The sequence below is a fragment of the Pectobacterium carotovorum genome (assembly GCF_033898505.1).
GTDB classification, from domain to species: domain Bacteria; phylum Pseudomonadota; class Gammaproteobacteria; order Enterobacterales; family Enterobacteriaceae; genus Pectobacterium; species Pectobacterium carotovorum_J.
In genome coordinates, this window is record NZ_JAXAFK010000004.1 from 63,429 (window position 1) to 78,809 (window position 15,381).

Below are 15,381 nucleotides of genomic sequence, written 5' to 3' on the forward strand. Positions count from 1 at the left end.
GACATGGGCACCTGTCATTTTCTGTTTATCTTCTCAAAGTTACACTGGATTGCGTTTTTTACGCGATTGCGTAGAGTGATCCCCACTCATGCCGAAAACAGGCAAGACCCGTGTTAAATGAAGGATACCAACCATGAAAGGAGTAACGCTGCTGGCTGGCGTACTGACCGCGTTAATGAGCAGTCAGGCATTCAGTTCCAGCGATGGAGTGTGCGGCTTTTCCGACTCAGAATGTGGCATGTCCGCCCTGCCTTACCTGCAACCGGGTAATGACACGCGTACGAATCTGATGTTGCTGCAAAGCCGTCTCCACGGAATTTCGCTTCCGTTACCCCATCCTTTACCCGATCAAACGCGTTCACGTATCGACCCTTTTACGGCCTACCGAGTCATGGGGATCGCGGCGACGGAAACGCCTCAGACGCCAGAGGCAGGAGAGGATGTCACGGCGGATGCGCCCTACCTCTCGACGCTCAACAAAGCGAAGCAACTGAATCTTCCGTTGTCCATTCAGAGCACGATCTCCACGTTTTCGCCTGATGACAACGAAGGACGGCATATTTCCAATGCGCTCTCCACGCTGGAAGCGTTTTTCGATGTCCTGTTGGCAGACAAACAGCTCACCGAGGAACAGCGCACGCTGCTGGCACATCAGCGGGTGAATCTCCTCAATCCGTTGTATACCAAAGAGGCGCTGAACGAGGGTCTTGCAAGCCTGCCGGACGAAGGACATGCCGGCGCACTTATGCAATATTTGTTCGCGGTTCTGGCGTTCTATCAGGGTCACTTTGATGAGGCGGAAAGCGGTTTTCAGGCGTTGGTATCATCACCACAGCCGTGGGTAGCGGAAACCTCGCGCTACATGTTGATTCGCGTGGCAATCAATAAAGCCATGGAAAACGCGCTTGATGAATACAACATGTTCGATGCCAGTAAAGCCGATAAGGCCGCCGCTCAGCTAGCCGTTCAGCATATTGATGACTACCTGAAGCAGTATCCCGAGGGGCAATACGTCGATTCCGCTAACGGACTGTATCGCCGCGCATACTGGATCATGAATGATACGAATGCTCTGGCGAAAACGTACCAACACGAACTGGACGGCACCGCCGACATCGAAGACCTCCTTGAATTGAACGATGAGATCGACAATAAGCTGCTGGAAAATCGGCAGTTCACCAGTGCGCCCGGCAGCGCACCGTTGACGATGGTGCAAGATATCAAGCGCTTGCGTTCGGATGAAGGCTGGCTGGCATTACCCGCCTTATCCGCCGACGAACTGGCCGCGCAGAAACCGCTGTTTGAGCAAGACAACATGCAGGACGCGTTCAACTACCTTCAAGCCGCCCAGCTGTTTTATGGTCAAAAAGATTACGCCGCCGTGGTTAACAGCGTTCCCGCTACGCAGGAAAACGATCTGACCGATACCGTGCGTTTTAGTCTGCAAGTATTACGCGGTCGGGCGCTGGTACGTCTGGAGCGCTGGGATGAGGCAGAAGCGCACTGGCGCCAGCTGTTAACGCGCAAGATGGGGTACACGCAAAATCAGTTCCTGCAACTAGCACTGGCGGAAACGCTGGTCAAGGCAGGCCATCCCGAGCGAATTTTTACCGCTGATAGCCCGGTGAAAAACCTGCGCTTCCGTTCTGCCGTGCTGAAGATTAGCGCCAACGCCGATTTGCTCCGTCAGCAAACGGGCGCGCAGCAGAGCCATGAGGAGCGGGCCATTGCGCTACATACGCTGTTAACCAAATCACTGACTCACGGCGATTACGCCAGCTATCTCAAGGATGTTCAGTTGCGAAAAGACATCGCACCACTGGTCAGCAGCGAAAATCAAAGCTGGAATCAGGAAGATCTGACGGCATTTGACTGGGATGGCAGCGACACCGAAGAAGACTATCAGTGTCCGGCGCTGAACGACGTGGTCACAACATTGAACCAACGCCCCAATGACGCGCGTGCGATTAACTGCCTTGGCGAGTTCTTCCTGCGCACCAATAACAGCGTGGGCTTCGACTGGGGTGAAGGCAGCATGTTGAGCGGGCTCACCAACGCGCCAACGCAATTCGTCGGCACTGAATATAACCGTCTGGATGGTTATATGAAGGTGATTGCCGATCCGAAAGCGCCACCGGAAGATAAAACCTATGCCCTGTATCGCGCGGTCTACTGCTATGCGCCGAGCGGCTATAACGACTGTGGTCCACAGGAAATCAGCAAGGCAACCCGCAAAGCCTGGTTTACTCAACTGAAAACCAAATACAAAGGCAGCGTGTGGGCAGACAAGCTCGATTATTACTGGTAACGCCGTCAATCGTGCTGGCCTGCATAGTCTCATTCTGTACGCAGGCCACTTCCGTTAACGCAGCACCTTCAACCGTCAACGCGGCGAACGCCACCGTCGATGCGACACGCTATCAGGATTTCTGGCTGTGGGCAGCGGTAAAGCCGCAGCCCATCCTGCATCAGGCACAGACGCTGTACTTGCATCAGGGAGAAGTGGCTCGCCGTCAGGGCAAGGTCGTTTTCCTGCGTCAGGGAATTCCGCCCAGCCAGCTGCGCGTTAACCGCGTCTGGCTGGCTTTCCGCATGACCACGCTGGAGCTCTCCGATCGCCATTTGAACCGGATGCTAAAGCTACGGGAAAAGTGGCAGCGCCACGGTAATCAGATTGTCGGGATTCAGATTGATTTTGACGCGAAAAGCTATCAATTGGCTGGCTATGTCGCGTTTCTGACACAGCTGCGTGAGCGTTTACCCGAAGATTGTCAGCTCAGTATTACGGGGCTGCTCGACTGGTCGAAAACTGGAGATGTGTCGGCGTTGAACCGCTTACAGGGCAAGCTGGATGAAGTGGTGGTGCAAACCTATCAGGGGCGCAGCACCATTACCAACTACGCCGAGTACCTACCCGCGCTGATGAAGCTGACCCTGCCTTTCCGGGTAGGACTGGTACAAAACGGCAAGTGGGAACCGCAGTGGCAGCAGCGCCTTGCCACGTCACCGTATTATCGCGGGGAAGTGGTCTTTCTGGTGAATCCGCCACTGAAAAAAACCGCCACCGGCAGGCTGTAGCACGCTGTGGCTACAGGCAACCGCCGAAGCCATTTTGCCGCCAGGCTTCATAGCTGATGATCGCCACCGCATTGGACAGATTCAGGCTACGGTTATTAGATTGCATGGGAATGCGGATACGGAAATCTGGCTCGAAGCCATTGCGAATCTCATCCGGCAGACCGGACGTTTCCGATCCAAACAGCAAGACATCACCTGGCTGGTAGCTCGGCTGATCATAAGGACGGCTGCCTTTGGTGGTACAGGCAAAGATGCGCTTACCCGGAACAGCGGCCAGAAAATCCTGATAGTTTTTATGACGGCTGACGTTCGCCAGATCGTGATAATCCAGCCCCGCACGGCGTAGTTTTTTCTCTTCAAAATCAAACCCCAGCGGTTCAATCAAATGAAGCGTACAGCCGTTGTTGGCCGCCAGTCGAATAATATTGCCGGTGTTTGGTGCAATTTGAGGCTCATAGAGCGTGATATGAAACATGAGATAACGTCAACCACGAAGGAAAATTCCGCCGCAGTATAACGCATTCCAACAGGGCAACCCAAAACCTGTGCGCATAGGATTGCGGATTACTCTGCACGACGTTTTCACCCACAGCGATTACACTTGATCTTACGGAAAAAGGCGTTCGAACAGCGATAATGGATAGATCGTAAAGACGCTGTACTCTTCTATCTCATTATCGCTGTTTGCGTTTCACAAATGGCTTATCGACAGGCCGAAGGCTTGTGTGGAGGTTTAATGAAACACCCTAAGACATTATTGGCCTGTGCTGTGCTGCTCGGCCTGCCGCTTCTGGCAAGCGCTAACACGCCGCAAGCACCCACGCAACAGCAGCAGTTTGAGAGCGGCATCAGCAGCCAGAAACAGTTGCAGCAGAATATGCAACAGAGCCAGAAATTGCAGCAACAGCAGTTGAATCAGCAGCTCCAGCAGCGTAACCAACAGTTGAATCAACAACGTCAGCAGCAGCTACAGAAAGATTTAGAGCGATCGCAGAGAACCACGCCGCCGCCGCCAATTCAACAGAATCCTTGATCAACGGGTCTGCTCTTTTGGTTTTTTATTATCTTACGCGCGTAAAGAATTACGCTGAGGTGGGCATGACCGTCGGATGAGCGGTATGGACACCGCGAAAGCCTGTGCCGCGCCGGGAGCGCGTCACAGGCGGTCCGGGTAGCGGGCATGAGCACCGAAGGTACCGCAAAGCGGCGTGATTCCCCGCGAAAAGCCGGGGGTCACGGGGCGGCGGCGATTGAGTCGCACCGTGTCGGGCGCGTGCGACAACGGTTGCAGAAAACCACGAGAGCAAACGCGCACGAAACATTACATAACACTAACAGAGTGCCTAACCACAGGCTTCCTCAGCCAAGCGTGGCTGACTATAACCGCACACCCATCAGCGTCAGAATCAACGGCGTGGTTAATGCCGCCATCGCCGTTGATAGCAGCAGGCTTGATGCCACCGGGCCGCCCAGCACATCGAACTGGCGTGACATCAGATAGACGTTGACGCCTACCGCCATCGACCCCAGCAGCACAACCGCACGCGTTTCCATTTCCGGCAGGCCAAGCGCAATAGCAATCCCCCAGATCACCAGCGGCTGTACCAGCAGCTTGATCGTGCAAATCGCCGTGCTGATCTGCCAGCCGTCGCGCACGCGGTATTCCGCCAGCCCCATTCCCAAAGCCACCAGCGACAGCGGCGCGGCAATCTGCCCCAGCATGGAAAGCGGCTGATCGACATACGACGGCAGCGGCAGGCCGGTCAGGCTGAACGCCGTACCGGACAGAATGCCGATAATCAGCGGATTCTTCAGCACGCCCAGCGCGGTTTTAGTAAAGCCTTGTAGCGACAGTGCCCCGTTACGCGCCCATTCCACCGACACCGTCACCAGCGTCCACAGAATAAGCCCGTTAAACACCACCACCAGCGCAACCGACGGAATAGCCTCTTCGCCCAGCATCAGCGTGGCAATCGGCAGCCCCAGCATCACGTTATTGGAAAAGATACCGCTCAGCGCAAACAGCGAGCCAGAGACACCATCGAGATGAAAGATCTTGCGCGCCACGATGCGGCCTAAAACAAACACCAGCAGGCAGCCGCCAAAAAAGGCGATCAGCAGTCGGGCATCCACCACCGGACGTTTGGAAAAATCCGACATCAGACGGAACAACATGGCAGGCATGGCGACGGAGAAGACAAAACGTGTCATGCCGTCGGTCACGGTGGTCGGCCATTTACCGTAGCGAATCAGGCTATAGCCGAGCGCGATAAGAACAAAGAGGGGTAACGACAGAAAAATCTGGTGCCAAAGCGAAACAATAAATGCGGGCATGACGCCACTTCCTTATTACCGGCACCAAGTCAGAAAGATAATCCCCGCAAGCAAAGATCATGCGGCAATTGGCGAATGCTGGTCACTTAATCATGAGTATGGATTTAGGGGAAACACGGTGATGAGGTTCCCGCAGGGATGCCTCACACCGTGGTAGCCCCGGTATCTCGATCCTTAAACGATCGACATTCGACGATGAGCAGACCTCAGCCGGTCGCGAAATTTGCCCCGATTAAATCTATCCGGTCAGTACAGATACAGTCAACGCCCCAATCCAGCAAAGTTTGCGCGCGATCAGGTTGGTTGACGGTATAAACCAGAATGCGCAAACCCGCAGCTTTCAGCGCCGCGACGCGTTCTGCCGTCAGCAGTTTGTGATTCAGGTGGATGGACACACAACCCAGACGCTGTATTAACGCCAGCCAGTCCTCTTCCCACTCATCCAGCAGCAGCCCGCGCGGCAGTTCCGGCACCGCTTCTTGCGCCGCTTCCAGGGCTTCGATAGAGAACGATGACAGCAGCGGTGCAACCGGATGATCGGCCCACAGTTGGCGCGCCGCCAGCGCAATCACCCGTCCGGTTTCTGTTTCATATCCGGTAGTGGGTTTAATCTCGATATTGGCTGCCATGCCATACTGCACGCAGCGTTTTGCCACTTCCGATAGCAGCGGCAGGCGTTCACCAACAAATTTATGACCGTACCAGCCGCCGACATCCAGCCCGACCAGCTTGTCCCACGGCAGTTCTCCTGCAATGCCCCAGCCGTTGCTGGTGCGCTCAAGCGTATCGTCGTGTAGGAGGAAAATCTGGCCGTCCTGCGACAGCTTGGCGTCAAATTCGATCATCTTGTGACCGAGGCTAGCACCGACATCAATCGCCGCCAGCGTGTTTTCCGGTGCCAGTGAACCGCCGCCGCGATGGGCGACAATGCTCGGGTAAGGCCAGATTGTTTCCATTATTCCATCCGTAATCCGCTTTGCGAATCAAACAGGTGCCATGATGACGTCGGTAAATGCAGCCAGAGCGTCGAACCGATATCGGGGCAGTGCTCATAAGAGAGCCGCACAATTACGTTCTGCCCGCCCCACTTGCCGTGCGCTAAATTGTCCGCACCCAGCAGTTCGAGTGTTGAAATCTGTAACGGGATACCGCCGGTTTCGCGCGTCGCCAGCTGAATATGCTCTGGTCGTACCCCCAGCGTCAATGCTTTACCACTCCACTGCGGCTTCGGCTCAGGCAGCGCCAGAGCGATGTCGCCACCGATTTCAAAACGGCAGCCGTCATCGCTAATGCGACCCGACCACAGATTCATGGCCGGCGAGCCAATAAAACTGGCTACAAACAGCGATGCCGGACGGCGATAAATCTCCGCCGGTGCGCCGATTTGTTCGGCGATCCCTTTGTTCATGACGATGACGCGCTGCGCCAGCGTCATCGCTTCAACCTGATCGTGCGTGACGTACAGGCTGGTGGTTTTCAGGCGCTGGTGCAGCTGTTGCAATTCCAGCCGCATCTGTACACGCAGTTTGGCATCCAGATTCGACAGCGGTTCGTCGAACAGGAACACAGCCGGTTCACGTACAATCGCCCGCCCCATCGCCACGCGCTGACGCTGCCCACCTGATAGCTCACGCGGTTTGCGTTGCAGCAGCGGCATCAGCTCCAGAATTCGCGCCGCATCTTCCACGCGCTCACGAATCTGCACCTTGCCGAAGCCACGGATTTTCAGGCCGTAAGCCATATTGTCAAACACGTTCATATGGGGATAAAGCGCATAGTTCTGGAACACCATCGCAATACCGCGATCTTTCGGTTCCAGATTGGTGACCCGCTGGTTATCAATATAGATATCACCGCTGGTGGTGCGTTCAAGGCCTGCCACCATGCGCAGCAGCGTCGATTTACCGCAGCCTGACGGTCCGACCATCACCACGAACTCGCCGTCAGCGACATCCAGGTCGATGGGTTGGATAATCTGTGTTTTGCCATCGTAAGACTTGGTGACGGCCTGAAGTTTTAAACATGCCATAAGTGTTTCCGAAATTCGTCTTGATTTATTTTTCGCTGTCGACCAGACCGCGAACGAACCAGCGCTGCATCAGTAGCACGACCAGCAGCGGCGGCAGCATGGTCAACAGCATGGCAGCCATTACCTGATTCCACTGGGTCGCCCCATCACCGGAGGCAATCATGCTTTTAATCCCGGCGACCGCAGTCCCCAGATTGGCATCGCTGACTATCAGCAGCGGCCACAGGTACTGGTTCCAGCCGTAGATGAACGTGATCACAAACAGCGCCGCCAGATTGGTCTTCGACAGCGGCAACACCATGTCGAAGAAGAAACGCATCGGGCTGGCGCCGTCGATACGCGCCGCTTCCATCAGCTCATCCGGCAGCGTCATAAAGAACTGGCGAAACAGGAAGGTCGCAGTCGCCGAAGCCATCAGCGGCAGCGTTAAACCGGTGTAGCTGTCCATCATGTCCAGCCGCGCGATCACTTCCACCGTCGGGAAAATACGCACTTCCACCGGCAGCATCAGCGTCAGGAAAATCATCCAGAAGAACAGGTTGCGCAGCGGAAAACGGAAATAGACGATGGCGTAAGCGGACAGGATCGATACGGTAATTTTGCCCACCGTAATCGCCAGTGCCATTACGAAGCTGTTAAGCAGCATCAGTCCGAACGGCGTGGTGTTGTTGCCCGCACCGTGCAGCCAGATATAACGCAGGTTTTCCCACAGGTGAGAACCGGGGATGAGCGTCATGGGAGCCTGAAAGACTTCCTGGTTATCCAACGTGGCGGCCACAAACCCCACGTACAGCGGAAACAGTACGGCAAGGATGCCGACGATCAGCATGGCGTGGCTGAAAATATCTAACCCGCGACGATTCTCAATCATTGGCCGTTGACCTTAGTAGATTCACCTTCATTGATAGTTCACCTTCCGTTCAACAAAACGGAACTGAATAATGGTCAGCCCGATAACCAGCATCATCAGTACCACCGACTGCGCTGCCGAACTGGACAGATCCAGCCCTGCAAAGCCTTCACGATAAATTTTGTAGATCAGCGTGGTCGTCGACTGCACCGGCCCACCGGCCGTCGCGGCATCGATAATCGGGAAGGTATCGAAAAAGGCGTACACCAAATTGACCACCAGCAGGAAGAAGCTCACCGGAGAAATCATCGGCAGCACCAAATTGAAGAAGCGCCGCACGGGCCCTGCGCCATCAATCGCGCCCGCTTCCACCAGCGAACGGGGGATCGATTGCAGCGCCGCGAGGAAGAACAGGAAGTTATAGCTAATCTGCTTCCAGACTGACGCCAGTACCACCAAAAACATCGCCTGACCGCTGTGCTGCGCGTGGTTCCACGTATAGCCCATCAGCCCGAGAAAATGGGTAATCAGCCCCAGACCGGGGTTAAACAGGAACATCCACAGTACGGCCGCAACGGCAGGTGCCACGGCATACGGCAGGATGATCAACGTCTGGTACAGGCGGCTGGCACGGATCACATAGTCCACCAGCGCAGCCAGAAAGAGTGAAATCAGCATGCCAAACCCGGCTACCAGAAAGCTGAATATCAGCGTGGTGTAAAACGAATCGAGGTAGTAGGGGTTATTGAACAGCTGCCTGAAGTTTTCCATGCCGACAAATTCGCTGGATAACCCAAACGGATCGAGATTCTGCACCGAATACCACAGCGCCTGGCCAGCAGGCCAGATAAAGAAAATTACGGTAATCAGCAGTTGGGGCAACACCAGCACGTAGGGCAACCAGCTGCTGCGAAAAACGGGGCGGGATGATGTCATGCGGTAACTCATTGCAAACAGAAAAGAAACAGGCCGATTCCCTTCGGCCCGGTATTGCTCAACAGAAGCGTATTACTTCGTCGATTGCTCAAAGCGACGCAGCAGCGCGTTACCGCGTTCTACTGCGCTATCCAACGCCTGTTGAGGCGTCTTCTTACCTGTCCATACGCTTTCTAATTCTTCATCCACAACGGTACGAATTTGTGGCATGTTGCCCAAACGCAGACCTTTGGTGAACGGCAACGGTGGCTTGTTCAGCATCTGACGCGTAGCAATATCCGCACCTGGGTTTTTCTCGTAGAAGCCCTGCTTCTGCGTCAGCTCATACGCCGCAGTAGTGATTGGCAGATAACCGGTTTTCTGGTGCCATTCAGCGGCATTTTCCGGCTCGGCCAGGAACTTCATAAACTCAGCGACGCCTTTGTAGGTCGCGGCATCTTTACCGCCCATCACCCACAGGCTGGCACCACCGATAATGGCGTTCTGCGGTGCACCTTTCGCATCGGCGTCATACGGCATCATACCAACGCCGTAGTTGAACTTGGCGTGTTCCCGAATGTTCGCCAGAGAACCAGAAGAAGCCGTCGTGATGGCGCAGTCGCCGTTGTAGAATTTCTCGGTCGGCTCATCTTTACGCCCGAAATAGGTGAAGTCACCCTTCTTGTTCATGTCCTGCAACAGCTGGATGTGCTTAACCTGCGTCGGCTTGTTGAATTCCAGTACGGCATCGGTGCCGTCAAAGCCGTTATTCTTGCTCGCAACCGGCAGACCGTGCCAGGCGCTGAAGTTTTCAATCTGAATCCAGCCCTGCCAGCCGCTGGCGTAGCCGCACTTCATCCCGGCTGCACGCAGTTTGGCGGTATACTCAGCCATTTGCTGCCAGGTTTTCGGTGGCTGTTCTGGATCTAAACCCGCCTTCTTGAAGGCATCTTTGTTGTAGTACAGCACCGGAGTAGAGCTGTTAAACGGCTGCGACAGCAGGTGGCCGCTCTTCGCATCGGTGTAATAACCAGAGACAGTCGGCACAAACACCGACTCATCGAAATTAATGCCTGACTCTTTGAAGACTTCATAGACAGGTTTGATGGCTTTGCTTGCCATCATGGTGGCCGTACCGACTTCATAGACCTGCAAAATGGCGGGCGCATTCCCCGCGCGGTAGGCCGCAATCCCGGCAGCCAGATTCTGCTCGTAGTTGCCTTTGTAGACCGGCACAATTTTTACATCGCTGTGTGCTTGGTTAAAACGGTCAGCCAGAGAATTCACTTCTTTCCCTAGCTCGCCTTCCATAGAGTGCCAGAAAGGAATTTCTGTCGCGGCCTGCGCACTGGCGCTCATCAGCGCTAATGCCACACACGCCGCGGCGGTGCGAATAGCATGTGTTTTACGAATTGTGTTGTTGAACATGCCTGTCTCCTGCAATCAATTAAATGCGCCATCATCACGGCGTTTTTTATGCGAAGGTAAACATGACATGAGCGCATGACAGAAAAATAACTGGAAGATGACGGGAAAGTGACAGAGGGAGGGCTGGCATAAGTAAAGAATTCACTTATGCTACAGGAAATAAATTTTACAGGTTTTCACTAAACATGGACGACAATCGGCGTAAGAAGTGAAATAACGGCATGAAACCATAAGGTTCTATTAAACACTCTGGATACCCTACTCAGGGCTATTTTCGAATAACATCAACGATAACGGTTTTAGGATCGTTGATGATTCCTATATGTATCGTTTTATCTGAATCCTTCGAATTCCAATACTCACCCGTCGTGTCTGTGTAGCTCAGCGTAAAACCGAGCGACGCTAGATAGCCGCGTATGCTTGTCGCGTCATTGGTGTTTTGAAACGTAATATTGCTGACTTCCAACGCAGGGCCATCAACCGTGGCATAGCCAAAATCATAGATAGAAGAAATACGCGGGCAATTTTTAATGATCTCGTCCGTCAGCATTCCATATCGTCGAGTGTCCTGCTCCGTATAACGAGAACTCCCTTCCGTCAGAATGACCATTGCAGGCCAATAATAGATAAGCGGCAAGGCAATTAGGATCAATATACTCAGCAGTATGCTTATTCTTCTTTCCATATCTCTAAAACATTCGCTGGGAGAAAGTCGTGGAATCTGCATAAAAAAGTCGTCAGCAAGTTCCAGCTTCCATAGTAACGAAAGCTGGAATCACTAGCTTATTTACACATCCGATTCGATAACAGGCAACAACGCCAGACAACCATGGGCACTTTTCACTGTCACGTTTTGACACGCTTCAAAGCCAGCTTCATGCGCCCATATGCCGCAAAGGATAATCTTAAGAAAGCCTCCACCATTCGCGCATGCAAGCCTCCCCTTCTGGGCAATGCTTGCACGTCCCCGATAGACAGCCCTCTTTTTCTTCTTGAATACGCACGGCTTTCCCCATCATCTCCAGGCGGTGGAGCATAGCGTCGATCAGATGTTGGGACGTATATAGCGCAGCACTGATTTGGCGCGAATCCATGCGCCCCTGCAATGCCAACAAATCGCGAACCTGAATCAGTGATGCCATGCTGTTACACCTTAGTGGCAGTCGCCCGCTGTTCTGTTTCCACAGCACTGTTCAACGGTTTTACGTGTGGACAGCAGGTTAACATCAACGCGGCTGCGCGCACGACGTAGCCCACCGATAACCAACACATTAAACAGAACGACGGCAAGGATACACGTCAGGCTGTAAACCGGATGCTGAGTAAACGTGGCAAGCTGATAGAATATCGTCGCCAGTGAGTAGGCGGTGTTCAGCCCCCAAAGGATTGAGAAGCCCATCCAACCACGGCTCGATTCGCGAGCCATTGCTCCCATGACCGAAATACAGGGGATATAGAGCAACACAAATATCAGATAACTGTAAGCGGCGGCTGCACTGCCAAATTTCTGGCTCATTATCCCCATCGCTCCCATTTCCATTTCCCCATCCCCCTTACTGGCTTCAATAGGGTTGGCAAGCACGCTTAAACTAAAGGTATTCTTCAGGTTGTTCCCTGTCTCTTCCACGGCACCGATCAGCTCATCCGTCAGGCTAAAACTGGCTGGGTCGAATGTCTCTTTCTTGATGCTTTCAGCGGTGTAGAGCGTATTTAACGTACCCACTACAACCTCTTTAGCCATCGCGCCTGTAAAGAGCCCCACGGTTGCCTGCCAATGGTTCGGCTGAATGCCAATAGGTTCCAACAAGGGTGTGAAGACATGGCTCACGGAAGCCAACGCAGAGTCATTGATGTTATCAACGACCTGTCCGTTCAGCGAGAAGCTGTTTAGTCCGCTCAGAAAGATACTAACGACGATAATGACCTTACCAGCGCGTAGCACAAACCCTTTTAGGCGCTGCCACGTCTGGAGTATCAGGCTCTTCACATGTGGCGCGTGGTATACCGGCAGCTCCATCACGAACGGCGTTGCTTCACCACGCATAATGGTGTGCTTCAGCATGAGACCGGTCAGGATTGCCATCACAATCCCCAGCACATAGAGCGAGAATACGACCAGTGCCCCCTGCTGCCCGAAGAAGGCGGCAGAAAATACGGCGAAGATCGCCAACCGTGCGCCGCAGGACATAAACGGAGCCATCATGATGGTCATCAGACGTTCACGCGGCGCATCCAGAGTACGAGCTCCCATGACCGACGGCACGTTACAGCCAAAGCCGACAATCAGTGGCACGAACGATTTTCCCGGTAGCCCGAGCGACTGCATCAGGCGATCCATAACGAACGCTGCACGCGCCATGTAGCCGGAGTCTTCCAGAAATGACAGAAACAGATACATCATGCCGATTTGCGGCACCAATGGCATCACGGTGTTAATCCCGCCACCTAACCCCTGAGAAAGGAAGATAGTCAGCCAGTCCGGGAAATGCAGTGTATACCCAAGCCACTGAATACCATGAATAAAGAGTGCAACCGAACCTGCATCGAAAATGGGTTGCAGTGCCCCGCCAATGTTAATAGCAAGCAGGAACATCAGGTACATGACGAACAGGAAGATTGGCAGCCCCAGCACACGGTTAAGGACGATGCGATCCACCGCTGCCGTGAAACGGCTGGGCTCTGCCGTCAGGGTGTTACTGACCGATTCACAAATGGCGGCGATCGTCTGATAACGCGCATCCACAATGTGCAAGGCGGGATCGTCCATCTCTTTTTGCAGGTTTGCCAGTGAACTATCCAACTGTTCGGCGGCCTCACCTGCATAGGCGCGGCTATATATATCACCTTCCAGCATTTGCAGGCCGAGCCAGCGACGTTGATGTAACGGCATGTCCGCCGCCATTGCCTGTGCCAACACATCGGCTTCGCGGAGCAACGATTGAGCATAACGCACCCGCACCACACTCTCGTTTTCATGATGGCGATCAATCGCCATTTTCAGCGCCTCGATACCGCGTGCGCGCGTGGAAACCAGAGGGATCACCGGACAACCCAGGCGTGCAGACAGCGCATCAATATCAATATGTATCTTCTGTTTTTCCGCGATATCCAGCATATTCAATGCAACGATACAAGGAACACCCAGTTCCAGTAGCTGCAACGAAAGATACAGATTGCGTTCCAGATTAGACGCATCCACCACGTTAATGAGCAAATCCGCATCACCACTGAGGATGTAATGGCAGGCAATCTGCTCATCCAACGACGTTTGCGATGAGATGGTAGTTAATGAGTAGGTGCCGGGCAAATCCACCAGCGTCACTTGACTGTCCGCTGTGGTGAAAAAGCCTTCCTTGCGTTCAACCGTTACCCCAGCCCAGTTCCCCACTCGCTGACGAGCACCCGTTAACTGATTGAATAATGTCGTTTTCCCCGAATTAGGGTTGCCAATCAAACCAATGGTCATTTTCTTCATATAACACCATTCTCTGTAGCGATAAGGCGATTAGCGTGAAACGGCTTCCAGCTCTAATAGCGCCAGATCTTTCTTGCGTAAAACCAGATTGACTCGACGAGTTTCGATATGGAGGGGATCGCCCAATGGTGCAACGCGGATTACATTAAAAGATGAGCCAGGCAGCATACCGAGTGAAAGCAGTTTCTGACGATAAGCCGGACTGATCTCACGAGAAAATCCGGTAATTTTCCACGTACTATCAGGGAATAATTGCATAAGGCCTACTTACTTGGTCATTGGTTTATTCATCACAACTCGCAGGAAGGGACACAAACCAAATTGCTCGCCAACACAGAGCACATCACCAGTTAGTAAGGGTAGCGATAATGAGAATGGTTTGTACCATTACTCATTAGATATCGAACGGAGAAGGGTTTAAATAGTGATTCAAATCATCCTTGATGTGGCTCAATAATCAGCGCTATTTTCTCACCCCGCCACCAGCACCTCGACCCCCATTTTGTTCAAGGCGTCTTTGGCGGCGGCGGGCAGGCCGTCGTCGGTGATGATGCTGTCGAATACGCTGAGCGGCGTGGCGAGGTGGGTGGCGATGCGGCCGTATTTTGAGGTGTCACACAGCAGTACGCACTTGCTGCTAGCCTCTACCGCCGCGCGTTTTACGACCACTTTGTCTTCATTCGGCGTGGACAGCCCACGCAGGCTCCACGAAGAAGCAGAGATAAAGGCGATATCGATAAACAGGTTGCGCAGCGCTTGTGCGACAGCTTCCCCAATGCAGGATCGGTTTTCCCGACACAGCGTGCCGCCGGTGTGGATCATGCGGCACTGGCTGGACTCAATCAGAAAGGCCGCGATCGCAAAGTCGTTAGTGACAATCAGCAGATCGTCGCGCTCGGCGAGTTCGCGCGCCAGCGATAGCGTGGTAGTACCTGCATCCAGATAAATGCAGCTATTGAACGGAATATGCTGCGCCGCCAGTTTGCCCATCGCCGCTTTCTGCTGGCTGAACATTACCGATTTATCTTGGTGCGACGGCTCAATCGCCAGGCGTTCGGGCGAGCGCACGCCGCCGGAGACGCTCAGCAGCAAGCCGTCCTGCTCCAGCTTTTGCACATCGCGCCGCACCGTCATGTGCGACACGCCCAGCCGCTCGGTCAGTTCGTTAATGCTTACCGCGCCGCGTTCGGCGATCAGCGCCAGAATCTGTTGATGACGTTCTACTGGAATCACGCTGTCCGTTCCCTGTTTGATAGTGCTGGTCTGATAAAT

15 protein-coding genes are annotated in these 15,381 nt (G+C 53.8%); 3 read left to right on the forward strand and 12 right to left on the reverse strand.

Annotation, left to right across the window (positions count from 1 at the left end; genetic code table 11):
* Positions 1 to 133 precede the first annotated feature (133 nt).
* Together R9X49_RS17435 and R9X49_RS17440 are read left to right on the forward strand one after the other, a co-directional pair.
* The gene (locus R9X49_RS17435; protein ID WP_319849623.1) at positions 134 to 2,308 is read left to right on the forward strand and encodes a hypothetical protein; all 2,175 of its coding nucleotides are present in this window, start codon (positions 134 to 136) and stop codon (positions 2,306 to 2,308) included.
* Positions 2,278 to 3,078 carry a DUF3142 domain-containing protein gene (locus R9X49_RS17440; protein WP_319849624.1) on the forward strand — a complete coding sequence of 267 codons (801 nt, stop codon included), beginning with the start codon at positions 2,278 to 2,280 and terminating at the stop codon, positions 3,076 to 3,078. The genes R9X49_RS17435 and R9X49_RS17440 overlap by 31 nt, the downstream gene beginning before the upstream one ends.
* Before the next feature lie 10 nt (positions 3,079 to 3,088).
* Here the strand turns inward: R9X49_RS17440 and R9X49_RS17445 are convergent, their stop codons facing one another.
* Positions 3,089 to 3,553, reverse strand: coding sequence for a tRNA (cytidine(34)-2'-O)-methyltransferase (locus R9X49_RS17445; RefSeq protein ID WP_319849625.1), 465 nt, complete (start codon positions 3,551 to 3,553; stop codon positions 3,089 to 3,091).
* Between the two features lie 261 nt (positions 3,554 to 3,814).
* Between R9X49_RS17445 and R9X49_RS17450 the strand changes: the two genes are divergently transcribed.
* Positions 3,815 to 4,111: a hypothetical protein gene (locus R9X49_RS17450; RefSeq protein WP_319849626.1), complete on the forward strand. Its 297-nt coding sequence runs from the start codon at positions 3,815 to 3,817 to the stop codon at positions 4,109 to 4,111.
* Positions 4,112 to 4,455: 344 nt separating this feature from the next.
* On the opposite strand, the gene R9X49_RS17455 is transcribed toward R9X49_RS17450, so the two are convergent.
* The 11 genes from R9X49_RS17455 to ygbI form a co-directional block, all read right to left on the reverse strand.
* Positions 4,456 to 5,412: an AEC family transporter gene (locus R9X49_RS17455; protein WP_137741539.1), complete on the reverse strand. Its 957-nt coding sequence runs from the start codon at positions 5,410 to 5,412 to the stop codon at positions 4,456 to 4,458.
* A gap of 206 nt (positions 5,413 to 5,618) precedes the next feature.
* A complete protein-coding gene (gene ugpQ, locus R9X49_RS17460; RefSeq protein ID WP_319849627.1) occupies positions 5,619 to 6,368 on the reverse strand; it encodes a glycerophosphodiester phosphodiesterase in 750 nt (249 codons plus the stop codon).
* Positions 6,368 to 7,441, reverse strand: a complete 1,074-nt coding sequence (locus R9X49_RS17465) for a sn-glycerol-3-phosphate import ATP-binding protein UgpC (protein WP_319849628.1) — start codon at positions 7,439 to 7,441, stop codon at positions 6,368 to 6,370. Before R9X49_RS17465 ends, ugpQ begins: the two co-directional genes overlap by 1 nt.
* 25 nt (positions 7,442 to 7,466) lie before the next feature.
* Positions 7,467 to 8,312, reverse strand: a complete 846-nt coding sequence (gene ugpE / locus R9X49_RS17470) for a sn-glycerol-3-phosphate ABC transporter permease UgpE (RefSeq protein ID WP_319849629.1) — start codon at positions 8,310 to 8,312, stop codon at positions 7,467 to 7,469.
* A gap of 27 nt (positions 8,313 to 8,339) precedes the next feature.
* Positions 8,340 to 9,227, reverse strand: coding sequence for a sn-glycerol-3-phosphate ABC transporter permease UgpA (ugpA, locus tag R9X49_RS17475; protein ID WP_181845690.1), 888 nt, complete (start codon positions 9,225 to 9,227; stop codon positions 8,340 to 8,342).
* A 72-nt stretch (positions 9,228 to 9,299) separates the two neighbouring features.
* Positions 9,300 to 10,634 carry a sn-glycerol-3-phosphate ABC transporter substrate-binding protein UgpB gene (gene ugpB, locus R9X49_RS17480; protein ID WP_039491924.1) on the reverse strand — a complete coding sequence of 445 codons (1,335 nt, stop codon included), beginning with the start codon at positions 10,632 to 10,634 and terminating at the stop codon, positions 9,300 to 9,302.
* Between the two features lie 268 nt (positions 10,635 to 10,902).
* Positions 10,903 to 11,319, reverse strand: a complete 417-nt coding sequence (locus R9X49_RS17485; RefSeq protein ID WP_319849785.1) for a hypothetical protein — start codon at positions 11,317 to 11,319, stop codon at positions 10,903 to 10,905.
* A gap of 220 nt (positions 11,320 to 11,539) precedes the next feature.
* The gene (feoC, locus tag R9X49_RS17490) at positions 11,540 to 11,776 is read right to left on the reverse strand and encodes a [Fe-S]-dependent transcriptional repressor FeoC (protein ID WP_182100775.1); all 237 of its coding nucleotides are present in this window, start codon (positions 11,774 to 11,776) and stop codon (positions 11,540 to 11,542) included.
* A gap of 11 nt (positions 11,777 to 11,787) precedes the next feature.
* Positions 11,788 to 14,109 carry a Fe(2+) transporter permease subunit FeoB gene (gene feoB / locus R9X49_RS17495; protein WP_319849630.1) on the reverse strand — a complete coding sequence of 774 codons (2,322 nt, stop codon included), beginning with the start codon at positions 14,107 to 14,109 and terminating at the stop codon, positions 11,788 to 11,790.
* Positions 14,110 to 14,139: 30 nt separating this feature from the next.
* Positions 14,140 to 14,367 carry a ferrous iron transporter A gene (gene feoA, locus R9X49_RS17500; protein ID WP_182100773.1) on the reverse strand — a complete coding sequence of 76 codons (228 nt, stop codon included), beginning with the start codon at positions 14,365 to 14,367 and terminating at the stop codon, positions 14,140 to 14,142.
* A 213-nt stretch (positions 14,368 to 14,580) separates the two neighbouring features.
* Positions 14,581 to 15,342, reverse strand: a complete 762-nt coding sequence (gene ygbI / locus R9X49_RS17505; RefSeq protein ID WP_319849786.1) for a DNA-binding transcriptional repressor YgbI — start codon at positions 15,340 to 15,342, stop codon at positions 14,581 to 14,583.
* Positions 15,343 to 15,381 lie beyond the last annotated feature (39 nt).